Raw genomic sequence first — 26258 nt, 5'->3', positions numbered from 1 at the left:
GCAACAGCGCGCTCGCGCTGACCTCGCCCGGGTGGCGGGACCAGGTTCGACAGGGCACGGTGCTCGGCTCGTTCACGGCGGGCCTGCTGGCGGGCGGCGTGCTGAGCGCCGTCGTGCTGTGGCTGTTGGGCGGCCTCGTGGCGCCGGTTCCCCAAGCGGTGCGGTACGGCCTGATCATCGCGTTCGCCGTGCTCGCCGTGCTGCGCGACGCGGGTCTCGTCCGGTTCCCGCTGCCGCAGAACGCGAGGCAGATCCCGCAGGACGTGCTGCGCCGCGGCACGCGCGGCGCGCTGCGGTTCGGCTTCGAGCTGGGCACCGGCGTGCGCACCTACGTCTCCGCCACCAGCCCCTACGTGCTCGCCGCGGCGCTGCTCCTGGCAGGCCCCGGCATCGCCGCCGCGGTGCTGGCGGGGATCGGGTTCGGCGGCGGCCGGGCGCTCACCCCGCTGGTCCGGTACGCCTCGGGCAGGCAGGAGGACTGGGATCGCGCACTGCGTTCGCGGCTGCGCGCCATCACCGTCGGCGGCGCGCTCGCCGTCGCGGCCTGCCTGGCGCTGTTCCTACTCACCTGATGCGCCGAAACGCTGTGGCAGCACGGGTTCGCCGGTCAGTAGGAGCAGCCCGAGGTGGGCAGGCTCGCCGCCGACGGCGGGGTCACCCCGTCGTAGATGGCCAGCAGGTACCGCTGCGGGCAGCGGTTGGTGGCGCCGGTCTTGATCCCGAAGTGCAGGTGCGGTCCGGTGGAGTTGCCGGTGTTCCCGGTGGAGCCGATCCGGGTGCCCGCGCTGACCCTGGCGCCGGAGGCGACCGACCAGGCGGAGAAGTGGCAGTAGATGTACACCGCGCCGTCGTCGCCGCTGAGCCGGATGCCGAGGCCGCAGCTGGAGTCGTTGACGCGGTTGGCCACGCCGGAGCGCACGGCGTAGGCGGCGGTGCCGGTGCCGACGGGGAGATCGATGGCGGGGTAGTCGTGGTGCGGGTCGTCGTACTCGCTGCGGGGCAGCGCGGACCTCGGCAGCGGCAGGGAGAAACCGCCGCCGCCGGACCCGGCCTGGCCGATCAGCTCCTGCCAGGTCGCCGGGCCGACGATGCCATCGACCGACAGCCCCACGCGGCTCTGGAACGAGCGGGCGGCGCTGGTCGTGGCGGGCCCGAACTGCCCGTCGACGCCGATGCCGAACCCGTGCTTGTTCAGCGCGGTCTGCACGGCGCGCACCGCCTCGCCGCTGGAGCCCTCGCGAACCGTGGAGATCAGCGCGCCCCAGGTCTGCCCGCCGATGATGCCGTCCACCCCCAGACCCCTGGCCTGCTGGAAAGAGCGAACAGCGGTCACGGTCTGCGAGCCGTAGAGGCCATCAGCGGTGATGCCGTGCCCGTGGCCGCGGAGCAGGTACTGGGCCGACGTCACGTTCGGCCCGCTCGCCCCACTGCCGATGACCGGCCACGCCGTCGCCGCCGACGCCGCGGGCGCCACACCGATGGCGAGCGCCAACGCCATCACCACACTGAGGAGAGATGCGAGTGTCATTCGCAGGGAATTTGTCACACGGTAAGCAGTATCACTGCCAATCTCCCACAGCATCGGCTTTCCGGAGCAATCCGGACCCAGATCCCGCTCGGCCGGACGGCCACGATGGGACTCCTGGCTGACCCGGTGCCCGCGCAGCGGACCAACCAGGAGTCCCCATCCGACAGGTGTTAGGGGAGGTCTTCGAACAGTTGGACCCAGCGGCCGTCGAAGCCGCCGTTGGCGGCGGTGTACCACTGGCCGGTCAGCCAGACGCCCGCCTCACGGGTCTTGGCGGTGTTGACGACTCCGGTGTGGACGAAGAAGTCGTGCTGGCGCCAGTAGGCGTTGTGCGAGGCGTAGTCACCGCTGGCGGCGCCGCGGGTGCGGCCCAGGCTGTCGAGGCCGGTGCCCTCGTAGCCGCCGAAGTTGTCGGAGCCGGAGATCTCGTCGGCGTTCTCCTCGCCGGAGTAGTCGCCGTAGAACCAGCCCTTGGAGGGGATGCCCTCGCGGCCGTCGGTGAGGTCGGAGTCACCCGCGTTGCGCGAGGCTGTGTAGAAGCGCTGCAGGCCCGCGCTCACCTCGGCGGCCCCGTACTCGTTGGTGATGGGGGACTCCAGCAGCACGTCGCTGGACTTGCTGCTCAGCCAGTGGGTGTACCAGTTCGAGTGCTGCCAGTGCGTGGGGAAGACGTCGGCGAGGTCCTGGAGCTCGTAGGTGGCGCGCTTGGTGGCGTGCCACGGCACCCAGGTGTCGTCGTCGACCTTGCTGGCCAGGCTGTACGCCGTCGACGGGGTGATCGCCTGCGCCCGCCACGAGGACACCGCCGCCGGGGAGCGGTCCGGGACGAAGACGTAGTGCACGTTCTTCTCGTCGTCGTTGTTGATGTCGACCTCGGCCCGGCTCGTGCTCTCCTTGCGCGCGGCGATGGTGTTCCACGTGAAGGTGGCGAAGCGCAGCTCGTGGCCGTGGCGGTTGACGGTGATGCTGTCGACGTCGCTGCCGTCCGCCTGCCACAGCATCAGGTGCCTGCCGGTGGCGGTCGGCATGAAGTTGATCGCGCTGTCGCTCGCCCGGCGCATCGTGTGGTCATGGTGGGCGGTGATGGTGGCGTGGGAGAACGCCTCACCGGAACCCGGGGTGCCGTTGACCCCGCGCAGGACGATCTCGACGCGCTCCCAGTCGTGGATGTCCTTGAAGTCCTTGTCGGCGGCGTTGTAGACGTGGTAGAGCAGCACGAGGTTCTTCACGCCGTTCTCGGAGTACTCGATCAGCGCCGTGTAAAGCGTCGGCCGGATGCGCCAGTGCCCGTAAGCCCCCGCCATGGTGTACTGGTTGACGTTGCGCCAGTTCACCCGGTTGTTGGAGTAGTCGCCATCGCGGTCGAAGTCGTAATTGGACAGCCAGTCGGTCCCCTCCCGCCCACTGCTCTCGTCCCCCCGCTTGAAAATCACCGGCGCGTAGTAGGACAGGTACGCCTGCCGCTGCGCGGTTGTCAGCGTCCACGACGTCACAGCCGCGGCCGCGGTCCCCGAACCCGGCCACGTCACCGCCGTCACCACCAGGAGCGCGGCCAGCAGCCCACGCACGCCTTTCACCATCTCGCAAGCCCCTTTCTCGAAGGAACGAACCAGAAACGACCTTAGGGGCGCCTGTCCCGCCCTTGATCGCGTCCGTGCTGTCCCGATGGTTCCTGCCGACGAACTGCCGATCGCGCGTGCGGGCCGCGGCTGATCGGCGGTGTGGGTGGTGCGCGGGATGGCGGTGCGGCAGGCTAGTTTGCGGGGGTGAGCCTCCTTGATGAAGTGGCCGAGCGCGACGGCTGGCGGTGCTGGGTGTGCGACGAGCCGGTCGATCCCGACATGTCGGTGAACGACCCGCGCGGGCCCAGCGTCGACAGCCGCACCGCCGACCGGAAGGCCAAGCTCGTCGAGCGGCTCGCGCACCGCGGGTGCAACACCCGCAAGGGCGCGGTCAAGGTGGTCATCGCGTGGCCGGACCGCCTGCACGTGGTCGAGCCCGCGCCGCTGATCACCGTGGCCGGGCGGCTGGAGCGCAAGGGGGGCCGCGAGATGGTCGCCCGCTGCCCGACCAGGCGGGACGCCCAAGAGGCCGCGGACTGGCTGGTGGACCGGTTCTCCCGGCTGGTGCCCGGCTTGCCGGTGACCGCGGACGTCGAGCCGGGCGGCGGCCAGTTCCTCGTCATCCTGGCCACCGGCCGCCGCTGACGGATCGTCACGGCGGCCCTGGAGCCGGCCTCGGCCGTCACAATCGATGCCGACGCGCCGGAGTGGGACCGGCTGCGAGCGCCAGCCCTGACCTGCGGATCAGCGCCCCCGACTAGGCCGGACGGGGGGTATTTGTCGTCGTGCGCAACAAACCTGTTGACCTCGAATGTTTCGTCATTGTTAAATGGCTTATCGCTGACGGAACCGGTTCCGGAACCGATTTCGTGATGTGTCCCCAGCATGCGGGCTCGGCGTGCCTGTCCCAAACATTTCCCTGCGACAGGAGTGACATGACACCCACCTTCCGACGGCTGATCCGGCGCACGGTCACCGCGTCCGCCGTCCTGTGCAGCCTGGCGGCGACCGTCCTGGTCTCCGGCTCCGCCTCCGCGGGTGAGGCCCCCGCGGGCGAGCCGGGCACGCAGGTCGTGCGCGTCTCCGAGTTCCTGGCGGAATGCCCCTTCACCCACCGGCTCCCCGACGACCCGATCGTGCTGCCCAACCTCCCGGGCGCATCGCACATGCACAGCTTCTTCGGCAACAGCTCGACGAACGCCCACTCCAACCTGGCGTCCCTGCAGCGCTCCGGCGGCAGCTGCAACCCGAGCGTCGACATCTCCTCGTACTGGGTGCCGACGATGTACCGCAACAACCAGGCCGTGGAGCCGACCGGCACCACGTTCTACTACCTCGGCGAGGGCGTCCGCCCCGAGATCACCGCGCAGATCCAGCCGTTCCCGCTGGGCCTGCGGATCGTGGCGGGCAACGCCAAGGCGACCGGTCCCAACGACAGCATCGCCCGCTGGTCGTGCCTGCACGCTGGGCACGTCCCGCCGTCGAAGGACTTCGTGAACTGCCCGTCGGGCACGATGCTGGAGTCCTACTTGGACTTCCCGCAGTGCTGGGACGGCCGCAACCTGGACTCCGCCGACCACAAGAGCCACATGGCCTACCCGGTCAACCAGGCCTGCCCGGCCAGCCACCCGGTGCCGGTGCCCAAGCTGCGCCAGGTGCTGCGGTACCCGGTGAGCGGGCTGCCGAGCTCCCAGGGGCTGCGCCTGGCTTCCGGAGCCGGCTACACGATGCACGCGGACTTCTTCAACGTCTGGCCGGTCGCCGAGCTGGAGCGCCGGGTTCGCGACTGCATCCGTCCCGTGATCAAGTGCGGCGCCGACGGACGGCCGTCCTGACGTGCGGGCGCACCGCGCGTTGACGGCGCTGGCCGTTGTCGCGGCGGCAGTGGGGCTGGCCGTTCCGCCAGCCCCACTGAGCGCCCAGGCCGCGCCCTGCCCGACGGCCAACATCGCGCAGGGCAAACCGGTCACCGCGTCCTCGGTCGAGACGGGCAGCCCGTTCACGGCGGCGGCCGCGGTCGACGGCAACCTGGGCACCCGCTGGTCGAGCGCCTTCGCCGACCCGCAGTGGCTCCAGGTCGACCTCGGGACCACCACCACCCTGTGCGGGGCCACCCTGAACTGGGAGGCCGCCTACGGCCGCGCCTTCCAGATCCAGTTGTCCACCAACGGGACCACGTGGTCCACTGTGTACACGACGGCCGCGGGCACCGGTGGCGTCCAGAACCTGACCTTCGCCGGGGCAGGCCGTTACGTCCGGGTCCACGGCACCGCGCGGGCCACCCAGTACGGGTACTCGCTGTGGGAGTTCGCCGTGCACGCCGGGACGTCGGACCCGCAGCCACCTGGTGAGCGCCTGCTCTCCTACAACAGGCCCGTCACCGCGTCGTCCCAACAGGACGACGCGCAGTGCCGGGGCTGCACCGCGGACAAGGCGGTCGACTTCGACCCGGCCACCCGGTGGGCCACCAGCGCCACCACCGGCTGGGTCGACCCCGGCTGGGTCCGGGTCGACCTCGGCGCCATGGCGCAGATCAGCCGGGTCGTCCTGCAGTGGGACCCCGCCTTCGGGCGGTCGTTCCAGATCCAGACGTCCGCCGACGGCGTCACCTGGACCAGCATCTTCAACACCACCACGGGTGCGGGTTTCAAGCAGACGCTGAACGTCACCGGCTCCGGCCGCTACGTGCGGATGTACGGGACGCAGCGCGGCAGCCCGTACGGGTACTCGCTGTGGGAGTTCCAGGTGTGGGGCACCGGTGGGGCGGGCGGCGCGCAGCCGGTCATCCCGCCCGACCCGCGCGACCCGAAGCAGCTGGTGTGGAGCGACGAGTTCAACACCGCGGCGGGCACCCGGCCGGACCCGGCGAAGTGGCGTCCCGAGGTGGGGACGGCGCAGAACAACGAGCTCCAGTACTACACCGACAACCGCAACGCCTTCACCGACGGCGCGGGCAACATGGTGCTGGAGGCCAGGCGCGAGGTCACCCCGGGCTCCGCCTGCCCGGTCGACCCGGTCTCGGGCAGCGGCACCTGCCAGTACACGTCGGCGCGGCTGATCACCCACGGCCGGGCGACGTGGACGTACGGGCGCATGGAGGCCCGGATCAGGGTGTCGGGCACCAAGGGCCTGTGGCCCGCGTTCTGGATGCTGGGCTCGAACATCTTCGACAACGGCACGCCGTGGCCGAACAGTGGCGAGATCGACATCATGGAGCACCTGGGCCGGGAGCCGAACACCGCGTACCAGACCATCCACGGGCCCGCCTACTTCGGCGGCGGGGGCATCGGCCAGATGTACTCGCTGCCGGGCGGGGCGGACTTCGCCGCCGGGTTCCACGTCTTCGCCGTGGACTGGGACAGCCGGGGGATGCGGTTCACCATCGACGGGAACCTCGTGCACACCGTGGACAAGGCCGTCGTCGAGTCGACCCGCGGGCCCTGGGTGTTCGACCACCCGTTCTTCATCCTGCTCAACAACGCCGTCGGCGGGGACTGGCCGGGTCCGCCCGATGCCAGCACCGTGTTCCCGCAGCGGATGCTGGTGGATTACGTGCGCGTCTATCAGTGATCGGTCCGGGCGCCGCCCCTTGTCCCGGGGGCGGCGCCCTCTTCCCGGGAGGTCCCCGTGCGCGTGCTGCTGGTGGCGCTCACCCTTCTCCTGCTGTCGTCGTGCGCGCAGCCGCCGTCCACTTCGGAGCCCGCCCCGGCAGAGCCCGCCCCGACCGCGCCCGCCCCGGTGGCGGGCTTCAACGCGACGGACACGGCCTGGCTCCAGCTGATGATCTCGATGGACAAGAACCTGGCCGCCCTGCTGGACCTGGCCCCCGACCGGGGCGGCCCGGCCCTGCGCGACACCGCGACCGCCCTGCGGGCCGAGGTGCGGGCGCAGCTGAAGGCGCTGGAGGAGTTGCGGGTGGCGGCGGGCATCCCGGACACGGACATCCACGCGGGCCACGCGATGCCCGGGATGGTCACCGACGCCGCCTTGGTGGTGATGCGCGACAGCGACGGCGCGGAGTTCGACCGGGAACTGCGCAGGCTGGCCGGGGCGCACCTGGACCAGACGGTGCTGTTGGCCGATGGCGTGCGGAAGGCCGGGGAGAGCGCCGCCGTGCGGGAGCTGGCCGAGGGGATCTCGGTGTCGGCGCCCGCGCAGCGGAGCCTGCTGGAGAACGCGACTTCCTAGTCAGCGACCCCGTTCGGCGTACTCGACGGTCCTCGCGGGCGCTGTGCTCGGACGGGGTGCGGACTCCACGCCGTGTGGGCAGATCACCCGCCAGGTGAGGAACGTCCAGGTCAGTGCCAGCACCAGGGACCCCGCGACGTCGGTGAGGTGGTGGACGCCCGAGTAGAGGCGTTGGACGGCGACGAGGGTCACGACCGTGACGGCCAGCGCGGTGGGGACCCACCGCCACCAGCGGGTGGTGACCGCGTGGGCGAGCAGGGCCGTGGCGGTGAGCAGGGTGATGGTGGCGGCGACGTGGCCGGAGGGGAAGCTGGAGGTCGGCGGCAGGTCCGGGTTGAGCTGCGAGATGTCGGGACGGCGCCGGTCGACCAGCGTGGTCATGGTCAGGAACAGGGTGATCTCCCCTGCCAGCGCCAGGCCGAGGAACGCCAGTGGCTGCCAGCTGCGGGTGATCGCGATGGCCAGCGGTCCCACGACGAGGGCGCCGGTGATGATCACACCTGTGGAACCGAGCTCGCCGAGCAGCTCCAGGACCGCCGTCACGTGCGGGTTGTGGTGCTCGACCATCCAGGCGGTGACGGCCAGGTCGATCGCGGGGGGTCGCGGACCGGCGGTGAGCAGCGTGCCGAGCCAGAACATCACCCCGACGAGCAGGACCCAGCCGGTCACGAGCACGCCGAGCTTGCGCCAGGGGTGCGGCAGTCCCGGCGGGTGGTGCTCGGGCACCGGTCGCAGATCGGCGGCGTCGTCGGCGGCCACGTCACCGGGCAGGGCGCCGGTCTCGGGGATGTGCGCCTCCTGCCGCCACCGGTGGAAGGCGACAGTCGTGGACGCCAACCACAGCGCGCCCAGCAGCCAGCCGCTGATGACGTCGGTGAGGTAGTGCGCCCCGAGCGCCATCCGGGTGAACCCGATGGCGACGACCAAGAGGGCGACCGCGGTGATGAACAGCCGCCGCGGGGCGCCGTGGAGCAGTGGGGCGAACACCAGCGCCAGCACCCCGTAGAAGACGAAGGAACTCATCGAGTGCCCGCTCGGGAAGCTCCAGCCCGCCACCGCGTAGAACTGGCCATCCACCTCCGGTCGCAGCCTGGCGACGAGCTCCTTGACCACGGAGTTCAGGATCATCGCACCCGCGGCGCTCACCGCGACGTACACCGCCAACCGCGGCTGCCGACGCAGCAGCAGCCACGCCACCCCCACGACGAGCAGCCACACCAACATGGGGGTGCCGCCCAGGTCGGTGATGCCGACGAGGACGTTCTCGAGCACCCCGTTCCCGCCGACCCACCCGGTCAGCGCCCGGGAGAGAGTGGTGTCGAGCTGCCGCAACGGCGCCCACTCCCCGCGCACCAGCGCTGCCGTCAGGGCGAATCCGACCGCCACGACGACAACGGCGACCAGCGCGCCCGTGCTCCGCAGCGCGAACCGCTCCACGGGTCCTTTCGGCGGGTGTAACCGCACGATCACTCCTTCCGGTCGGGGTCACCTCCCGGCTTACATACCCCCAACCACGAGCACCTCCACGCCGATGACCCAAGACACCTGAAACCAACCGCGCGCACCCGCCAGCCGAGCCCATGAACGACCCATGAGCTGTGCGTTACAGGCGATCACGGAGAGGACCACAGGCGCTGTCTCAGTGACGCCCGCCACGAGCAGCGGTGGTTCGGCAAGCGAACCAGTGCCGCTCCTGCGTGCGTATCGTCCGCCGACGACGTTGGGAGGAGGCGCAGTTGTTTGTCGTGGACCAGATCATGCTGAACCACAGCGAGATCGTTCGCTGATGGATGGTGGGGCAGGCCGTGGCCTGCCCCACCATCAATTCGTGCCGAATAGACCCGGCCAAATGCGCGCGACGTCCACTTCGGAAGTCCGCTGTGCCGCCAGTGGTCAACACGCCTGTCAGGCCGAGGAAGCCCGTGGCGCGAGCGCCGTCGATCAGGGCCGTATCAGGATCGGCTGTTACCAAGGACAGGTCCTGATCTCCGTGGCGATCTCCTCGGCATGGTGGTGTCTGACTGAATCGAGGGTGGCCGATGACCGTCGTCAGCGAACGTGTCGACGTCTGCGCGCCGGAGCGGTGGGTCGCTCGGGATCTGCGCCAGGTCGCCAGGCTGGAGGTGTCCCGGCACGACCCGTACTTCTTCGACCACCCGCTCGACCACATGCCGGGGATGGCGCTGGTCAGCGGCCTGCTCGACATGGTGCGCCGCGGCGGGATCGGGGCTCCGGAGGAGCCGGGGGCGTGGATGTCGCTGTCGCTGGAGTTCCCGGCGTTCTGCGAGCTGGTCGGCCCGGTGGAGCTGGAGGCGGTGCCGCTGCCGGGGGCGACCGCGCTGCGCGTCGCCCAGGGCGAGCGCGTCGTGTGCGATGGCAGCGTCGTGTTCCGGCCGACGGCGGCCCGTCCGGGGAGACAGCGGGAGGTCAGGGCGACGGCGCCCGCCGATCCGGTGCTGGTGCACCGGCACCGGCCGGAGAACGTGCTGATCGGGACCCCGGTGATCGACGGGGAGGTGTCCTCTGTCGACGTCCGGCGCCCGGTGCCCGGCCACCGGCTGGCGACCGCCCCCGGCGCCCCGCTGCGCGTGGAGACGCTGATCGACGCCTCGCGCCAGTTCGGCACCCTGCTGTGCCACCAGGAGTTCGGCCGCGCGCCCGACACCACGCTGGTGCTGCTCGGCCTCGATGTCGAGGTGGCCTGCGGCCTGACCGGGGAGGTCCGGCTGAGCAGGCGGCAGACCCCGGTGCCGCGCAGCAGGCACAAGTCGGGAATGGACATCCTCGTCGACGGCGAGCCCGCGGGCCGGGTCGACTACGACTACTTCTCCGCCAAGCCCGCGGTCTACCGGCGGATGCGCGGCGAGGTGTCGGTCCCGTGAGCGTCGCTGTCGACCGGCGGCCGGTGAGCCCGGCCACGCTGTTCACCAGGGTGCTGTTCGTCGCGGGCGGCGCGCTGCTGGTCGTCCGCGCGGTCACGCACCTCGCGGCGGCGGGCGACCCGGTCCGCCTGGCCGCCGGGCTGCTCATGGCGGCCTACCTGGCGTGGGTCGTGCTGGAGACGCGGGTGACGTTCCAGGAGCCCTCGCACGAGGCGGCCGAGAGCCGCACGCTGACGGCGTACGCGTCGGCGCGCACGCTGGTGGGGATCTGCGCCGTGCTGCCCGCCGTGCCGTGGTCGGGGTGGTCGCCGTGGCTCGGCGTGCCGGTCGCGGTGTTCGCCGCCGGGGTCGCGCTGCGGTTCGCCGCGATCCGGGCGCTGGGCAGCCAGTACACCCACCACGTGGTCAGGCGCGACGACCACGAGCTGGTCACCCACGGCCCGTACCGGGTCCTGCGGCACCCGGCGTACTCCGGGATGCTGCTGGCCAACGCCGGGTTCGTCGCCTTCTTCCTCAACCCGGCCGCCGTGGTCGCGCTGGCCCTGCTCGCCGCCGCGCTCTGCTGGCGCGTGCTGACCGAGGAGCGGGTCCTGTGGCCGCTGCCGGGCTACCCGGCCTTCGCCGCCACCCGGTCCCGGCTGATCCCGGGGGTGTGGTGATGGCGGCGCTGATCGGCCCCGGTGACGACCGGCTGGTCGACGCCACGGTCGTGGGCCACAAGTTCGCCCGCCAGGAGGTGCTGCGCCACGCGGGTTTCGCGGTCCCGGAGTTCACCTGCGTCCCGGTGTCGGCCTTCGACACCGCCACCGAAGGGCTGGACCCGCCTCCGTCCACATCGGAAACCGATCTGCTCGCCTGGGCGCGGACGGCCAGAGCGGCCATCGCCGCCACCGAGGTCCCCGCCGACCTGGCGGGGGAACTGGTGGCCGCCGCCGAGGCGATGGGCGGGCTGGTCGCCGTGCGGGCGTGCGTGGTGGCCGATGAGCGCGGGGTCGGCGAGGACGGCGCCACCGACGCCTTCGCCGGGCTGACCGACTCGTTCCTCTACGTCCGCCCCGCCGACGTGCCCGCCGCCGTCGTCCGGTGCTGGGCGTCCGGGCTGAGCCCGGAGTCCGTCGCCTACCGCGCGCGCCGCGGGCTGGCGGCGGACTCGGCGCGGGTGGCGGTCGGGGTGCAGCGGATGGTCCTGGGGACCAGGTCGTTCGTGGCGTTCAGCCGCGACCCGCGCACCGGCGAGTCCTGCGGCGTGATCGCCGCCGCGCACGGGATCGGCGAGGGCGTCGTGCAGGAGCGCGCCGACGTGGACCACTTCTACGTCGATGGCGACGCGGTCCGCGCCGACGTGGTGACCAAGCGGTGGATGATGACCCGCGGCGACGACGGACCCGTCACCACCGCGGTGCCTGCCGACCTCGCCGACGCCCCGGTGCTGTCCGACGACCTCGCCCGCCGGGTCAACGACCTCGCGGGCAAGGTCGAGGCGTTCTTCGGGCTTGCCCAGGACATCGAGGGCACCATCACCCCCGACGGCCGCGTCCACCTCGTGCAGGCCCGGCCCGTCGTGTTCGCCACGCCGCCCGACGCGCCGCGGGTCCCGTGGAGCAACCACAACATCACCGAGAGCTTCCCCGGCGTCTGCGGCGCGCTGACCTTCTCCCAGGCCCGCGAGTTCTACAAGCTGGCCTTCCACGACGCCTACCGCAGGCTCGGGGTGTCCGAGCGCGGGCTGGCCGACAAGAAGCACCACCTGGACCGGATGATCGGGCTGCTCGACGGCCGCGTCTACTACCGGCTCGACGCCTGGTTCGCCCTGCACGGCCAGATCCCCGCCTTCCCGCTGGTGCGGCCGTGGTGGGAGCAGTCGATGGGCCTGGACGAGGCGAAGCCGCCCACCCGCGCCGACTTCGCGCGCGCCCTGCCCACCGTGCCGGGCCTGCTGGTCCGGCTGGCGAAGCTGCGCGGGTCGGTGCGCGGGTTCCTGGGCTGGTGGGACGACCTGGTCGAGCGGGCCGACGGGATGGCCGGGTGGTCCCCCGACGAGCTGATCGCCTTCCACCGCGCGATGTGGGCGCAGGTGGGGGAGCGGTGGGGCATCACCCTGATGAACTCCGTCTACCTGCTGTCCTGGGCGACGGCCACCTCCGCGCTGCTGCGCCGCTGGGTGGGCGCCGACGACAAGCGGATCATCGGCGGCCTGCTGCTCGGCGGCGCCGAGAACCGCTCCGTGCTGGGCGTGCGCTCCGCGATCGCCCTCGCCGAGCTGTTCGCCGCCGACCCGGTGCTCGCCGCGCGCGTGTGCGACGGCCCGGCCGACGAGGTGTGGGCCGACGTCGTCGGCGGTGAGCACGGCGAGCGCGTCGCCGCCGCCGCGGCCGAGCACCTGCGCCGCTTCGGCGACCGCGCGCTGCACGACCTCAAGCTGGAGGAGCCCTCACCCCGGCAGCGGCCGGGCATGGTCGTCGACATGCTCCGGCCGATGGTCCGCGGCGGGCTCACCGTCGCCGACAGCCGCGTCAAGGAGCTCGCAGGCCGCGCCGACGCCGAAGCCGACCTGCGGGCCAAGTGCCCGAACCCGGTGCGCAGGAAGGTGATCCGCGCGCTGGCGGCCGGGCTGCGCTGGTTCGTCAAGACCCGCGAGGACACCCGCTACTGCCGCAGCCAGCTCTACGGCCTGACCAGGGAGGTGCTCTGGCGGCTCGGCGACCACCTGGTCGCGGCCGGGCGGCTCGACGAGCGCGCCGACGTGGTCGACCTGTCCGTCGAGGAGGTCTTCGGCGCCTACGACGGCACCCTGCTCGACACCGACCTGCGGGCCACCGTGGCCCGCAGGCGCGCCGAGCGGCTCGCGGCCACCGCCCGGCCGGACCTCGACGCCCGGCTGAGCACCGCCCACGACCGGCCCGTGGCCGACGGCCTGCCCGCGCGCGTGGCGCCCGCCCACGGCGCCGACCGCCCCACCGAGCTGCGCGGCCTGCCATCGAGCAAGGGCGTCGTGCGCTACCCGGCGCGGGTCGTGCTCGACCCGTCGATCGATCCCGAGTCCTGCCGAGACCACATCATCGTCGCGAAGGAGACCGACCCAGGATGGCTGTTCCTCATGACGGCGGCCCGCGGGATGGTGGTGGAGCGGGGCACACTGCTCTCGCACACCGCGATCACGGGCAGGCTCCTGGGCATCCCGACCGTGGTGGCGGTGCCGAACGCGACGTCGCTGATCGAGGACGGGGCGATGGTCGAGGTGGACGGCGCGGCGGGAACGGTGCGCTTGCTGCCCGGCTAGCAGGCTACGTCGCGGGCAGCTTCCCGCCCGCGGCGTACCTGCCGCTGGCGCTGTTCTGGGGGCTGGGCACGACGGCGGCGTGCGCGCTGACCGACGCCCGGATCACCGGGTGGCTGCCCGACTTCGGGATTCTGGTCACGGTCGCGACGCTGCTGGTGAACCTGCTGCTGATGCGCGCGGTCGACGACATCCGCGACCTGGACTACGACCGCGAGCGCAATCCGGACCGACCGCTGGCCCGCGGCGATGTGTCCACACAGGACCTCGCGGTGCTGCTCGCCGTCGGGTCGGCCGTGGTGCTCGCGGCCAACGCGTGGCGCCCGGCGGTCATGGCGGTCCTGGCCGCCCAGCTCGGCTACGTCGCGGTGATGGTCACCGCGGAGCGGCGCACGGGGTGGCCATCGGGCGACGCGCTGTTCGTGAACTTCGCGCTGAGCCTGCCGGTACAGCTGCTGCTCAACGCGTTCCTCTACGCCGGGCTGCTGCACTCGCTCGGGCTGGGGCCGTCGTGGTCGGGCGCGGTCGGGGTCGTGGTGGCCACGGTGCTGTTCGCCCACTTCGAGTTCGCCCGCAAGACGATCAGGCAGCCGGGACCGGGGGAGCGGACCTACGTGCGCGCCATCGGCGTCCGCGGCACCGCGGCGGCCGCCATCGGCTGCGCGGTCGTGGCGATCGCCCTGCTCGCCGCGGCGGCCCGGCCGTGGTCGCCCGCCGCGCTGGTCGTGGTGCTGCCGCTGGTGATCCCGGCCGTGGCCGCCCTGCGCTTCCGGCGGCTGCCGCGCTGGCCGTACGGGTTGGCCGCGGGCTTCCTGCTCGCGGGCTTCGCAGGCCCCCTGATCGCCAACCTCGTGGAGCTGCTGTGACCGACCTGCCGTCCTTCCCGTTCGCCGTGGGCCCTGGCAGCGAGCCGCCGCCGGAGTACGCCGAGCTGCGCGGGTGCCCGGTGCTGCCGAGGGTCCGCCTCGCCAACGGCCGCGAGGCGCGGCTGGCGACCCGGTACCAGGACGTGCGGCTCGTGCTGTCCGACCCGCGCTTCAGCCGCTCCGCCTACGTCGGCACGCTGTTCGCCCGGTCGTCGGAGTCGCTGCCGCTGATCACCGTCGACGCCCCCGACCACACCCGCCGCCGCTCGGCGGTGGCGCACGCGTTCACCGCCCGCCAGACCCGCGAGCTGGCGCCGATGGTCGAGGAGGTCGCCAAGGCGCAGGTCGCCGAGCTGGCCGAGTCCGGGAACCCGGCCGACCTGGTCGCGGGCTTCACCGTGCCGTTCACCCTGCGGGTGATGTGCCGCGTGCTGGGCCTGCCCGAGCAGGACGCGGCGCTGTTCAAGCCGTGGGTCGACCCGATGATGTCCATCGGCCGCTACCCCGAGGAGACCGTCACCCGCGCCCACGCCGAGTTCCAGGCGTACTTCGCCGCGTTCGTCGGCGGCGTGCGGGCCGAGCTCGACGCGGGCCGCGCGGTGCCGGGCCTCGTGGCGGAGATGCTGAACCCCCGCACGCCGGAGCGGGCGCTGAGCCACGTCGAGGCGGTCGTCCTGACCGCGGGCATGCTGGTGGCGGGCTACGAGACCACCAGCAACGCCCTCTCGACCGTCGTCCACCACCTGTTGCGCCGCCCCGAGCTGGCGAACCGCCCGCTCGACCGGGTCATCGAGGAGATCCTGCGGTTCGTCTGCGGCAACGGCACCGGCGGCGTCCCGCACGTGGCCACGGTCGACGTGGAGCTGTCCCACGGCCAGGTGGTGCGCGCGGGCGAGGTCATCGTCCCGATCCCCGACGCCGCGAACCGCGACCCCGCCGTGTTCCCGGACGCCGACACCCTCGACGCCGACCGGGCGCCGAACCCGCACGTCGCCTTCGGCCACGGCGCCCACCACTGCCTCGGCGCCGAACTCGCCCGCCTGGAGCTGCGCGTCGGCGTCACCGCGCTGCGCGACGCCTTCCCCGACCTGCGGGTCGCCGTCCCCGAGCCGGACCTGCGCTGGCGCACCGACATGTTCGTCCGCGGCCTGTGGGAACTCCCCGTCGCATGGTGATCGACCCGAGGAGCCCCATGCTCTCCCTGCCCGCCACCCCGCTCTCACTGGACCCGGACGCGCTGCTGACCCGCACCCGCTCGGTCCGCAGGCGCCTGGACCTGACCCGCCCGGTCCCGCCCGCCCTCGTCGAGGAGTGCCTGCGGATCGCCCAGCAGGCCCCGTGCGGCTCAGGCCGCGCCGCCCCCCACTGGATCATCGTCACCGACCCGGGAACCCGCGCGGCGATCGGGAAGGTCTACCGCTCGGCGTTCGAGGAACAGTGGTCCGGGGTGAGCACGATCGGGTTGTCCGGCACCCACGAACGCTCGTTCGGCAGTGCGGCGCACCTCGCGCGCAACCTCGGCAAGGTGCCCGTCCTGGTCCTGGCCTGCCTGCAAACCGGCGCCCCGCTCCCCGAGGGCAACCAGGCGGGCCTGTGGGGAACCCTGATGCCCGCCATCTGGAGCTACATGCTCGCCGCCCGCACCCGCGGCCTCGGCACGACCTGGACAGCGGCCCACCTGCGCCACGAGAAGAAGGTCGCCGACCTCCTCGGCATCCCCGACGGAGTCCACCAGGCAGCCCTGATCCCCACCGCCTACCACCACGGCGCCGACTTCCAACCCGCCCCCCGCCCGCCCCTGGCCTCATCGGTCCACATCGGACACTGGTGACCACCTTGAGGACTTCGCGGCTCCTACTGGGACACCACGTCGCATCAGCGCCGGAGTGACCGCCCGGCGTCTGAGCCGTGGTGACGCCACCGCGGGAGGCGACACCACCTCGCGTGCGGTCGGGGGCAGCGGCGGCGACGCCGACAGCCGCAACACCGCCCGCTCCGGGAACTCCGGCGACTCGGGTGACTCCGGGTCCACCGGCGGCAACAACGCCGTCGGTGGTGTCCGGACGCCTGCGCGGGCCGCTTATCCGAGGCGGTTGGTGACGTTGGCGGGGTTGCCGCCGAGGTCGGTGTAGACCTGGGCCCAGGCGCGGTCGGCGGGGGTTGGGGCCTGGTTGTCGCAGTAGGGCTTGGCGTTGTGGGTGGTGTAGTAGCGGAGCAGGGCGAGGGTGTCGGCGGTGTCGCGCTGGGCGGGGTCGGTGTAGCGGGGACCCGGTGGCGCGGGTTGGTGCTGGACGCAGGTGAGGTCGGGGTTCTGGGCCTCGTCGTCGAAGCGGGGGCCCGGGTCCGGTGTGGTTGTGCAGGCGGTGACCAGGAGCAGGGAGACCAGGAGCGGGGGGAGCGGCAGGCGGCGCATGGTGTTCCTATCCGAGTCCGGCGGCGGCGCGGGCGGTGAGCCCGATGCCGACGAGGAGGACGAGGGTGGCGGTGATGACGGGCAGGAGTCGCGTGAGCCGGGCCGCGCGCCTGCGGAGCGCGCCGAAGCGCTCGAGGTGGTGCAGGCGGTCGCGCACGCGGACCAGGACCAGTCCGACGGCGGTGAGGGTGGCGGCCATGCCCAGGCCGTAGCCGAGGACGAGGACCACGCCGAACCAGGTCCGGCCCAGCCCGATCGCGCCGAGCAGCACCACCAGGGCGGACGGGCTCGGGACGAGCCCACCGGCGATGCCCATTCCCACCAAGCCCGCCCGGTCCAGTCGCCCCCACTGCCCATGTCCGTGCCCATGGCCGTGACCGTGCCCACGTCCGTGACCGTGCCCATGTCCGTGGCCGTGCCCATGGCTGGGCTCGTGGTCGTCCTGATGCTCGTGCCCCGGACTGTGACCGGCCAGGGCGAGTTCCGCGGGTGCGGTCAGGCGGCGGCGGAGGGCGGACCTGAGCAGGGCGACCCCGATCGCGGCGACCAGGAGGCCGCTGGCGATGCCGAGCCAGCGCAGCACTCCCTCACCGGCGATGGCACTGGACGCGCTGATCAGCAGGCCGAGGACGAGGACCCCGGCGGTGTGGGTGACCGTGACCGTCGCGCCCACGAGCAGGGCGTCCTTTGTAGACCCCTGCCTGCCTGCCAGGTAGGCGGCGATGATCGTCTTGCCGTGCCCGGGAAGCGCCGCGTGCGAGGCGCCGAGCAGCAGCGAGAGCAGGACGGCGAGCACGCCGACGACGGGGGTGAGGTCGCGGGTGCCCGCGAGGTCGGTGAAGGCCGAGGTGGCCTTCGCGACCAGGGTGTCCAGGCCGGTGGCGGTCGACTCCAGCTCGGCGGCTGTGCCCGCGTCGGGCCCAGGGCGTACCCGGACGGTGGCCGCGCGCACGTCGACGGGGTCGGCGAGCAGGTCCTCGGGGTAGGCGCGCAGCTCGTCGCTGACGCTGACCGCCGGGACGGGCGGGTCGAGGACGGCCACGCCGTCGCCGCGGATGGTCAGCTCGTGCCAGCCGACGCGGTCTGGGCGGTAGGTGTCGGCGAAGGCGAACTCGGCCTCGGAGCCCAAGCCGGCCGCCGCTGTGAACTCGCAGGTCACCCGGGTTGTGGCCAGGCCTGCCTCACCGGGCGGGAACTCCACCGACGACGAGGCCGCGGTCCAGCTCAGCGCGGTCCCGTCCACCGATGCGGTGGCGGCGGCGGCCAAGCCCGCGCACTGCCCCTCGGCGTATCCGGGGGCCCTGATCGCGGCCCGTTCCTGCACGGTCGGGATCTCGGCCAGGTCGATGACCGCCCGCAGCCGCACCTCATCGGGGGCGAGGGTGATGCCGTTGTAGTGGTTGACGGTGAAGTTGCCCAAGGGGTGGGCCTGCGCGAGGCCGGGGACCGCCAGGAACGCGCCCGCGGTCAGGAGCAGCAGTGCGGCGGCGCGCCTCATCGCAGGTCCTCCAGGGCTCGGCGGGCGGCGGGGGCGTGCAGCGGGGAGAAGCCGGGGTTGGTGGCCAGCGCCCGGTCCAGCTCGGCGGCGGCCTCGGCGTCGCGATCGAGCGCGGCGAGGATCATGCCCCGGTGGTAGGCGAAGGTGGCGTTGCGCCAGCCACCGGCCGCCGCCCTGTCGGCGTAGGCGAGGGCCTCGGTGTGCTCGCCGGACAGGTGCAGCGCCCAGGCCAGGGCGTCGGCGACCAGGACGTGCTGCCTGCGGTCCCACTCCGCCCTGGCCAGGCGCAGCGCGGTGGCGGCGTCACCGCGGTCGGCCGCGACCGCGGAGTCGGCCAGGTCGTCACCCGCGCCCGCCGCCTCGGCCAGCGTGCGCTGCTGCTCAAGCACGGCGAACTGGGCTCGGGCCTCGTCGGGCCGCTCCGCGGCGAGCAGGAGCACGGCGTACTCGTGCAGGTACTGCGGCAGGGGCATGCGCGCGGTCACGTCCTGGTACCCGGCGACAGCCGTGTCGAGGTCGCCGCGCGCCGCCGCGGTCTTGGCCTGGCCTTGCCGGAGCGCGGGGTTCGCGGGATCGGCGCGCAGGCCGTCGCCGTAGTGCCCGGCGGCGGCGTCGAGGTCGCCGGTGTCGAAGGCGAGTTCGCCGAGCTGGTAGTGGCAGAACGAGCGGTCGGCTGTGCTGGTCGCGGCGGTCAGGGCCCGTTCGAGGGCCTGGCGGGCGGTGCCGGTGTCGCCGCGCTGTTCGAGGTCGTAGGCGGCGCGGGTGAAGGAGGGCACCCCCGGTTCGATGTCGAGCATCCGCTGGACGGCCTCGGTCGCCGCCGCGGTCAGGCCGAGCTGGGTGTAGGCGTCGGTCAGGACGCCGTGGACCTCGGCGGCGCCCGGTGCGACCTCGCGGGCCTTCTCGCCCCAGTCCCGGGCGGCGGCGAAGTCGTGGCGGGCGTTGGCGAGCGCGCCCATCCCGACCAGGGCCGCGGCGTTGTCGGGCTCGTGCTCCATCGCGGTGGCGAGGGCGCCGTCGGCCTTGGCGTAGTACGACGGGTTGCCGGTGACGCGCGCCTGCTCCACGTAGGCGGTGCCCAGCAGCGCCCAGGTGGCGGCGTCGTCCGGGAGGGTGCGCAGCCGGTCCTGCGCCGCGGAGATGGCGCGGTTGAGGTCGGAGGTCTCGGCGGACTGGTTCGTCTGCGGGACCGCTGGCGCCTGCGGGGCGTCGGTGAGGGCGGAGACCGTCGCGCCGAGCAGGGCGATGCCCCCGCCGAGCGCGACGACGGCGAGGAACTTCCTGGTGGATGGCATGGCGGATCTCCGGGGAAAGGCGCCCCGGGAACCTGGCGGGTCCCCGGGGCGTGGTGGCTAGCCGAGGACGGGTGCGGTCTCCGGGCGGCGGCGGTAGAGCCAGACGCCGGACCCGATGAGCACCGCGGCGGCCAGTCCGCTGAGCGCGGACTGCCACGGGAACGTGCCGAACCAGGCGGCGGGCACGACGACCTCCCCGGAGGACCCGGTCTGGTTGACCGAGGTGCCGCCCGGCAGCGCGACGTACGGGAACACCGTGCCGAACGGCTTGTCGTTGGCGTTGACGCCGTCACCGGCGGCCAGCGCGTCGACGATGCCGGTCACCGCGGCGCCCTGCAGCGCCTGCACACCGATGTCGAGCACGTCGTCGGTGAGCCTGCGCCCGTTCGGGAAGCCCTGCAGGTCACCCGCGAGCACGCCGAGCCGGTCCGGTGACGCCGCCACCGGGACGGCCATGTTCAACCGGAGCTGCTCCGAGGGCCGGAACCGGTTGGCGCTGACGTCGGCGTTGTTCAACTGCGAGTTGAGATCGGCCTTGATCGGCCCGCCCGCCTTGGTGGTGATCCCGGTCAGGAAGATCTCCACCAGGTCGTTGCGCGGGGTGGCGGGCGCGGGCAGCCCGTAGATCGCCTCGATCAGGCGCGGCAGCTCCGGGTTGGTCACCCGCTGCACGAGCTCGGGCACGCGCGCGTCGCGCCTGGGCTCCAGCGAGTTGAAGGTGTCCTTGAGGCCCGCGGGAACCACGACCTCGTTGACCAGCGGGTTGCCCAGGCGCGAGACCTGCACCCACGGGCCGAACGCGCGCTGCTCGCCGGGGCGAACCAGCATCGACTGCCGCTCGGTGTCCGACCAGATCCCGATCACCGGGTTGCGATCGGTCCTGCCCTTGAGGGCCAGCTGGGACTTGGGCACCTGCAGCGCGACGGTGTTGACGTTGAACCCGCCGAGGGTGTCCTGCCCGACCTCGGACAGGTTGCCGCCGTAGAGCAGGTCGAACACCCGCAGGTCCAGGAAGAACGGGTCGTCGGCCTGGCCCGCGTAGACCTTCCCGCCACCGGGCAGGTTCGTGATGGCCTGGTTCCGCAGCGTGCCGTAGTCGGGCATGGACGCCGCGCCGGTGTTGGACGGCGCGACCCGGCCGTTGCGCACCAGGGTCTTGTCCGGCCCGTGGTGGTTGATCAGCTCCAGCGTGTAGGTCTGCCGGAACAGCAGGTTCTCGTCGTCCAGCGAGGTGACCGGGCCGTTGTTGTAGAGGAAGGTGTTCCTGCCACGCTGGTCCTGCGTGCGGAAGGTCCACCGGTAGGTCAGGTCCGGCTCGGCGTCGCCGTCGTTGTCGATGTTGATGTCGTGGCGGGCGTCGGTCGCCCACGGGTAGAAGTTCGGGCCGCCGTTGGGCTCCTGGAAGGGGTACCAGTTGGCGACCAGCGTCACCGTGTCCTGCGCGTCCGGGCTGACGAACGCGTACACGTCGGTGTTGTCGGCCGCCGGGTCTCCGGCGATCAGCGGCGCTTCCCGGTGGCTCGACGCGGTGGCGCCCGGCACCAGGCCGACCACCGCCGACGTCAGCGCCATCGTTCCTGCCGCGATCAACGCCGCAGCCGCCCGCCCGCGTCGGCGAGCGGGGTTCTGTGGGGTCATGCTCCATCCCTCCTGGGCCGCCGAAGGGCGGCCGTGGTCCTGGGCACATCCGCCGTTCGAAGAACGGACTGGAGGGAATTCGGAGCCGAACGTGATCCGGTTCACCCAGAGAACAAGGAATCTTATTCACCATACTGCTGCCAGTGGTATGCAACAGTGGTGGGAATTGGTCAGTGCTGATTCAACCGACCACTGTGTCCGGATCAGGCCTTCACACTTCCGGCCGCCAGACCGGAGCGCCAGTAGCGTTGCAGGAGGATGAAGGCGATGACCAGGGGAATGATGGACAGCAGGGAGCCGGTGACGACGATCGATTTCAGCCCTGGGTCCCTGGTGAGCTGGCTGTTGAGCGCGTAGAGCCCGAGGGTGACCGGGTAGAGGTCGTCGTCGGCGAGCATTACCAAGGGGAGGAGGAAGTTGTTCCAGATCGCGACGAGCTGGAACAGGAAGATCGTGACGAGCGCGGGGGCCATCAGGCGCAGGCTGACCGTCCAGAAAAGACGGAGGTCGCTCGCGCCGTCCACCCGGCCCGCTTCCAGCAGTTCGTCGGGAACCGAGGCGGCCGCGTAGACGCGGGCGAGGTAGACGCCGAACGGGCTGATCATGCTGGGCAGCAGGACCGCCCACACGGTGTTGGTCAGCCCCGCGCCCGCGAGCATGAGGAACAGGGGGACGGCCAGCGCGGTCGGCGGCACCAGGACGCCCGCCAGGACCACCCCGAACACCACCTCACGCCCGCGGAAGGCGAACTTGGCCAGCGCGTACCCGGCCATCGCCGACAGCGCGGTCGCCGCCACGGCGCCGCCGACGGAGTACAGGGCGCTGTTGGCCAACCACCGCAGGAACAGGCCGTCCTCGTAGGCGAGGGTGCGCCCGAGGTTGTCGCCGATGGCGTTCTCCCCGCCGAACCACAGCCCGAACGTGGTGGCCAGGTCGCCGCTGGTCTTCGTGGCCGCGAAAACCAGCCACACGACCGGGGCCAGGAAGTAGATGACGGGCAGCGCCATCAGCGCGGTGGGCAGCAGCGCCCTGGGCACGGGCGCGCTCACAGCGCCGCCCGGTCGCGGGTCACCCGGAAGAACACCGCCGACAGCACCCCGATCAGCACGGTGACGATCACGCTCATGGCCGCTCCCAGCCCGAAGTTCTGCGCCGAGATCTGCGAGTACGCGGCCATCGACGGCGTGTAGGCGCTGCCGATCGCCGTGGACACCGAGGCCATGACCTGCGGCTCGGTGAACAGCTGGAACGTGCCGATGATCGAGAACACCCCGGTGAGCACGAGGGACGGGCCGATCAGCGGCACCTTGATCCGCCACGCGATCGCCCAGCCGGACGCCCCGTCCAGCCGGGCCGCCTCGTAGAGCTCCGGCGGGATCGCGCGCAGCGACGAGTAGAGGATCAGCATGTTGTAGCCGGTGAAGGTCCACGTCGTGATGTTGGCGATCGAGTAGAGGATCACCTCGCCGGAGAGCAGGTCCGGCTCCAGCCCGAGCGGGGCGAGCACCTGGTTGATGGGGGAGAGGTTCGGCGCGTAGAAGAAGCCCCACATGATCGCGGCGATGGCGCCGGGGATCGCGTACGGCAGGAAGATGCCCAGCCGGAAGAAGCGCACGAGCCGCACCGCCCCCGAATCCAGCACCAGGGCGAGCGCCAGCGCCAGGCCCAGCATGACCGGGATCTGCACGGCCCCGAAGAGCAGCACCCGGCCCAGCGACGCGGTGAACCCGGCGTCGGCCAGCGCCGCGCTGTAGTTGCCGAGCCCGGCGAAGACCTCCTCGGCGGCGGAGTAGGTCGACTCCCGCCGCAGGGCGAAGAAGCTCTTCACGACCGCGTAGCCGACCGGGGCGAGGTAGAACAGGGCGAACCCGATGGCGAACGGCGCCAGCAACAGGAGCGCGGTCCGGTGCCGGGCCTGCCCTCGGTTGGGCCGCGCCCGAGGCCGGACGCGGGTGGTCACCATGGCCCGTTACTTCCGGACCGGGATGGACTGCCGTTCCAGCTCGGTGATCGTCTTCTGCCGCGCGGCGGCGAGCGCGTCGGCGAGGGTGCCCGACCCGCCCAGTGCCGCGCCGAAACCGTCGCGGACGTGGCCGTAGGTCTGCTCCATCGCGGGCCCCCACACGAAGTCCTGGCCGACCTGGGCCGAGGAGTCGCGGAAGATGTCGTAGTACTGCTGGCCCGCGAAGAACGCGGCCAGGTCGCCCGAGGGCGCCAGGCCCTCCTGCGCGTCCTTGGCGGCCGGGTAGATGCCGCCCTCGGCGGTGAGGATCGCCAGCGACTCGGGGGAGGAGTTGAGCCAGATCGCGAACTCCGCCGCCTCCGCCGGGTGCTCGGTGCCCGCGAGCACCGCCGTGGTCGACCCGCCCCAGTTGCCCGACGCGGCCTCGCCCGCCGCCCACTGCGGCAGCGGCGCCACGGCCCACTTGCCCTTGGTCGACGGCGCGGCGGCCTCCAGGGTGCCCGCGCCCCACGCGGCGCCGACCCAGGTCGCCACCGTCCCCGAGTCCAGCGCCTTGTTCCAGGACTCGGAGAAGCCCTGGAGGTTGACCACCAGGCCGTCGTCGAGCAGGCCCTGCCAGTAGTCGGCGACCTTGCGCGACGCCGGGTCGGCCAGGTCCACCGTCCACGCGTCACCGTCGAGCCGGAACCACTTGCCGCCCGCCTGCCAGACGAGACCGGCGAACCAGTTGACGTCCTTCTGCGGGAAGTGGGTGATGGCGGCCTTCGGGTCCGCCGCCTTGAGCTGGCGGGCGGCGGCGGCGTACTCGTCCCACGTCTTCGGCACGGCGATCCCGTGCTTGTCGAAGAGGTCCTTGCGGTAGAACAGCGCCAGCGGGCCGGTGTCCTGCGGGATGGCGAACACCCCGTCGCCCTGGAAGCCCGCCTGCGCCCACGTCCAGTCCACGAACCGCGGCGCGGCCTCGGCGACGCCGGGGCAGGCGGCCACGTCGCGCAGTCCCTGCTGCACGCGGAAACCCGGCAGGTTGTCGAACTCGACCTGCCCGAGGTCGGGCGCCTCACCCGCCTTCAGCGCGGTGAACATCTTGGCGTAGGTGCCCTGGTTGCCCTGCGGGGTGACGTCCACCCGCACCTGGATGTCCGGGTTGGCGGCGTTCCAGGCCGCGACGGCCTTGTCGACGCCGGGCAGCCAGCTCCAGAAGGTCAGCTCGACAGGGCCCTGCGACGGCGCGCAGTCCGCGGCCGTCCCCGGCGCGGAGCTGTCGGCGCCGCACGCGGTGGTGGTGAGCGCGGCCGTGAGCGCGGCGGCCACGAGGTGCCGGATTCGGTGTGCGGAGCGCTTCATCGCGGTTCCTGTCATCAGCCGGTTCCTGTCATCAGCGGGGAGGGAGATCAGCCGAGATCGGGTTCGGGTCGCAGGCTGATGGCGCGGGCCGTCGTCCCGTGCAGTTCGAGCAGGGCGACGCTGTTGGTCCCGGGGACGAGCACCGGGCCGGGCAGGTAGAGCCTGCGCTGCGGTCCGCGGTTCCAGTACCTGCCCAGGCAGAAGCCGTTGACCCACACGACGCCCTTCGTCCAGCCGTCGGTGTCGACAAAGGAGTCAGCGGGTATGTCCACAGTGAACTCACCCCGGTGCAGGACCGGCCCGTGCCCGGAAACCCGCTCCGGCGGCGCCGGGTCGCGCGTCTCGGGCGCAGCGCCCCAGTCCATCGGCACGGCGAGCAGGTCCCGAACCGCCCTGCCGTCGACGAGGATGTCGCCGAGGACGCCCTTGCGGTCGACCAGGTGCTCGCCGTAGTTCACCCGCCCCAGGTTCTCCACCACCAGCTCGACCGTCGACCGCGCGCCGTGGATCACCAGCTCGGCGTCGTGGACACCGTGTTCGCGGTCGAGGACGGCCACCTCGACCCCGTCGAGCAGCACCTGGGCGCGGTCCCGCACCCCGGGGACGCTCAGGCGCCGCGTGCCGGGCCCGTTCACGCCGAACTCGTAGGAGATGAAGCCGTAGTCCTGCCCGAGCGCCTCCATCGTGGCGGGGGCGGTCATCGGCACGGGTTTGCCCAGGGCGGCCCGGATGCGCGGCCAGCCCGCCACGGGCTCGACGGGCACCGCCGTCTCCGGCAGCACGCCGGGCAGCGGCGGCCGGGGGCGCGGGGGCAGACCCGTGTGCGCGGCGAGGACGTGGCGGTAGCGCTCGAACTTGGCGGTGGGGACGCCGTGCTCGCTCAGCGGGGCGTCGTAGTCGTAGGAGGTGATCGTCGGCTGGTACCGGCCCTCGTGGTTGGCGCCGTTGGAGAAGCCGAAGTTGGTGCCCCCGCAGAACATGTAGAGGTTCACCGACGCCCCGGCGGCGAGCAGCCGGGCCAGGTCCGCCGCGGCGTCGTCGGCGTCGCGGCGGTGGTGGGCCTCGCCCCAGTGGTCGAACCAGCCGTTCCAGAACTCCGTGCACATCAGCGGCCCCGTCGGCTGGTGCTCGCGGAGCACCGCGAGCGCGCGGCCCACCCCGGTGTCGAAGTTGACCGTGCGCAGGGCGCCGGGGTGCCCGCCGCGGGACTGCATGCCCGCGTCGGCCTGGTCGCTGGTGATGAGCGGGACGGTGACACCGCGCTCGCGCATCGCGGTGAACAGCCAGTCGAGGTAGGGGGCGTCGTCGCGGCCGACCGCGCCGAACTCGTTCTCGACCTGCATCGCGATGATCGGCCCGCCGCGGTCGTGCTGCAGCGGCACCAGCCGGGGGAGCACCTGGTCGAACCAGCGGGCGACGGAATCGAGGTACCGCGGGTCGGCGCCGCGGACGGCGCACCCGTCGCGCAGCAGCCAGGACGGCAGCCCGCCGAAGTCCATCTCCGCGCACGAGTAGGGCCCGGGGCGGGCGATCGCGCGCAGCCCGGCCTCGGCCGCGGTTTCGAGGTAGCCCACCACGTCCTCGCGGCCGGTGAACCGGAACTCGCCCCTGGCGGGCTCGTGGACGGCCCACGGCACGTAGGTCTCGACCGTGTTCAGGCCGAGGTGCGCCGCCCAGGCCAGCCGCGTCCGCCACTGCTCCGGCACGACCCGGAAGTAGTTCATGCTGCCGGACAGGACCTGGAACGGCGCGCCGTCCAGCGTGAACCCGTCGTCGACCACCTCGAACACCGGCCCACCATCCC

Annotated in this window: 23 protein-coding genes; 11 read left to right on the top strand and 12 right to left on the bottom strand. The window is 72.4% G+C overall.

The annotated features are described in order from the left end of the window. Positions 1-59: 59 nt before the first annotated feature. Positions 60-572 carry a hypothetical protein gene (locus ACTG9Q_RS12870; protein ID WP_455572956.1) on the top strand — a complete coding sequence of 171 codons (513 nt, stop codon included), beginning with the start codon at positions 60-62 and terminating at the stop codon, positions 570-572. A gap of 35 nt (positions 573-607) precedes the next feature. On the opposite strand, the gene ACTG9Q_RS12865 is transcribed toward ACTG9Q_RS12870, so the two are convergent. Further along, on the bottom strand, positions 608-1498 hold the full coding sequence (locus ACTG9Q_RS12865) for a peptidoglycan-binding protein (RefSeq protein WP_455572955.1): 891 nt from the start codon (positions 1496-1498) through the stop codon (positions 608-610). A 200-nt stretch (positions 1499-1698) separates the two neighbouring features. After that, entirely contained in the window at positions 1699-3096 is a 1398-nt protein-coding gene (locus ACTG9Q_RS12860) for a hypothetical protein (protein ID WP_455572954.1), read from the bottom strand. A gap of 198 nt (positions 3097-3294) precedes the next feature. Between ACTG9Q_RS12860 and ACTG9Q_RS12855 the strand changes: the two genes are divergently transcribed. The 4 genes from ACTG9Q_RS12855 to ACTG9Q_RS12840 all read left to right on the top strand — a co-directional run bounded on the left by ACTG9Q_RS12855 (position 3295) and on the right by ACTG9Q_RS12840 (position 7278). Then, entirely contained in the window at positions 3295-3735 is a 441-nt protein-coding gene (locus ACTG9Q_RS12855) for a hypothetical protein (RefSeq protein ID WP_455572953.1), read from the top strand. Between the two features lie 290 nt (positions 3736-4025). After that, complete coding sequence (locus ACTG9Q_RS12850) at positions 4026-4925, top strand: DUF1996 domain-containing protein (protein WP_455572952.1); 900 nt, start codon at positions 4026-4028, stop codon at positions 4923-4925. Position 4926: 1 nt separating this feature from the next. After that, positions 4927-6660, top strand: a complete 1734-nt coding sequence (locus tag ACTG9Q_RS12845; RefSeq protein WP_455572951.1) for a discoidin domain-containing protein — start codon at positions 4927-4929, stop codon at positions 6658-6660. Between the two features lie 57 nt (positions 6661-6717). Beyond that, entirely contained in the window at positions 6718-7278 is a 561-nt protein-coding gene (locus ACTG9Q_RS12840) for a DUF305 domain-containing protein (protein WP_455572950.1), read from the top strand. Here the strand turns inward: ACTG9Q_RS12840 and ACTG9Q_RS12835 are convergent, their stop codons facing one another. Next, positions 7279-8742: a phosphatase PAP2 family protein gene (locus tag ACTG9Q_RS12835; RefSeq protein WP_455572949.1), complete on the bottom strand. Its 1464-nt coding sequence runs from the start codon at positions 8740-8742 to the stop codon at positions 7279-7281. Positions 8743-9317: 575 nt separating this feature from the next. Here ACTG9Q_RS12835 and ACTG9Q_RS12830 point away from each other — a divergent pair. Genes ACTG9Q_RS12830 through ACTG9Q_RS12820 form a run of 3 tightly spaced genes read left to right on the top strand, consistent with a single transcriptional unit; the run spans position 9318 to position 13440 of the window. After that, the gene (locus ACTG9Q_RS12830; RefSeq protein WP_455572948.1) at positions 9318-10160 is read left to right on the top strand and encodes a hypothetical protein; all 843 of its coding nucleotides are present in this window, start codon (positions 9318-9320) and stop codon (positions 10158-10160) included. After that, positions 10157-10819: a methyltransferase family protein gene (locus tag ACTG9Q_RS12825; RefSeq protein WP_455572947.1), complete on the top strand. Its 663-nt coding sequence runs from the start codon at positions 10157-10159 to the stop codon at positions 10817-10819. The genes ACTG9Q_RS12830 and ACTG9Q_RS12825 overlap by 4 nt, the downstream gene beginning before the upstream one ends. Further along, positions 10819-13440, top strand: a complete 2622-nt coding sequence (locus tag ACTG9Q_RS12820) for a PEP/pyruvate-binding domain-containing protein (protein ID WP_455572946.1) — start codon at positions 10819-10821, stop codon at positions 13438-13440. The genes ACTG9Q_RS12825 and ACTG9Q_RS12820 overlap by 1 nt, the downstream gene beginning before the upstream one ends. A 4-nt stretch (positions 13441-13444) precedes the next feature. Here ACTG9Q_RS12820 and ACTG9Q_RS12815 read toward each other — a convergent pair whose 3' ends face one another. Then, a complete protein-coding gene (locus tag ACTG9Q_RS12815; protein WP_455572945.1) occupies positions 13445-13579 on the bottom strand; it encodes a hypothetical protein in 135 nt (44 codons plus the stop codon). A gap of 16 nt (positions 13580-13595) precedes the next feature. Here ACTG9Q_RS12815 and ACTG9Q_RS12810 point away from each other — a divergent pair, with 16 nt between their 5' ends. The 3 genes from ACTG9Q_RS12810 to ACTG9Q_RS12800 are packed head-to-tail and all read left to right on the top strand — an operon-like array spanning position 13596 to position 16134. Beyond that, the gene (locus ACTG9Q_RS12810) at positions 13596-14303 is read left to right on the top strand and encodes a hypothetical protein (protein ID WP_455572944.1); all 708 of its coding nucleotides are present in this window, start codon (positions 13596-13598) and stop codon (positions 14301-14303) included. Next, positions 14300-15478 (top strand): cytochrome P450, encoded by a 1179-nt coding sequence (locus tag ACTG9Q_RS12805; RefSeq protein ID WP_455572943.1) that lies wholly within the window; start codon positions 14300-14302, stop codon positions 15476-15478. Before ACTG9Q_RS12810 ends, ACTG9Q_RS12805 begins: the two co-directional genes overlap by 4 nt. 17 nt (positions 15479-15495) lie before the next feature. Then, positions 15496-16134 (top strand): nitroreductase family protein, encoded by a 639-nt coding sequence (locus ACTG9Q_RS12800; protein WP_455572942.1) that lies wholly within the window; start codon positions 15496-15498, stop codon positions 16132-16134. 249 nt (positions 16135-16383) lie between these two features. On the opposite strand, the gene ACTG9Q_RS12795 is transcribed toward ACTG9Q_RS12800, so the two are convergent. The 8 genes from ACTG9Q_RS12795 to ACTG9Q_RS12760 form a co-directional block, all read right to left on the bottom strand. Further along, the gene (locus ACTG9Q_RS12795; RefSeq protein WP_455572941.1) at positions 16384-16716 is read right to left on the bottom strand and encodes a hypothetical protein; all 333 of its coding nucleotides are present in this window, start codon (positions 16714-16716) and stop codon (positions 16384-16386) included. Positions 16717-16723: 7 nt separating this feature from the next. Continuing rightward, positions 16724-18214 (bottom strand): nickel/cobalt transporter, encoded by a 1491-nt coding sequence (locus tag ACTG9Q_RS12790; RefSeq protein ID WP_455572940.1) that lies wholly within the window; start codon positions 18212-18214, stop codon positions 16724-16726. After that, positions 18211-19509, bottom strand: coding sequence for a tetratricopeptide repeat protein (locus ACTG9Q_RS12785; protein WP_455572939.1), 1299 nt, complete (start codon positions 19507-19509; stop codon positions 18211-18213). Before ACTG9Q_RS12785 ends, ACTG9Q_RS12790 begins: the two co-directional genes overlap by 4 nt. 57 nt (positions 19510-19566) lie before the next feature. After that, positions 19567-21081 (bottom strand): DUF4331 domain-containing protein, encoded by a 1515-nt coding sequence (locus ACTG9Q_RS12780; RefSeq protein WP_455572938.1) that lies wholly within the window; start codon positions 21079-21081, stop codon positions 19567-19569. A 269-nt stretch (positions 21082-21350) separates the two neighbouring features. Further along, a complete protein-coding gene (locus tag ACTG9Q_RS12775) occupies positions 21351-22154 on the bottom strand; it encodes a carbohydrate ABC transporter permease (RefSeq protein ID WP_455573083.1) in 804 nt (267 codons plus the stop codon). 38 nt (positions 22155-22192) lie between these two features. Then, positions 22193-23110, bottom strand: a complete 918-nt coding sequence (locus ACTG9Q_RS12770; RefSeq protein ID WP_455572937.1) for a carbohydrate ABC transporter permease — start codon at positions 23108-23110, stop codon at positions 22193-22195. 6 nt (positions 23111-23116) lie between these two features. Beyond that, positions 23117-24454 (bottom strand): extracellular solute-binding protein, encoded by a 1338-nt coding sequence (locus tag ACTG9Q_RS12765; protein ID WP_455572936.1) that lies wholly within the window; start codon positions 24452-24454, stop codon positions 23117-23119. Positions 24455-24501: 47 nt separating this feature from the next. Next, positions 24502-26244, bottom strand: coding sequence for a beta-galactosidase (locus ACTG9Q_RS12760; protein ID WP_455572935.1), 1743 nt, complete (start codon positions 26242-26244; stop codon positions 24502-24504). Positions 26245-26258: the final 14 nt, after the last annotated feature.

The organism is Actinokineospora lacus (genome assembly GCF_053813445.1).
Note: the sequence above shows the minus strand (reverse complement) of the source record. Positions and strands in the feature narration are given on the sequence as shown.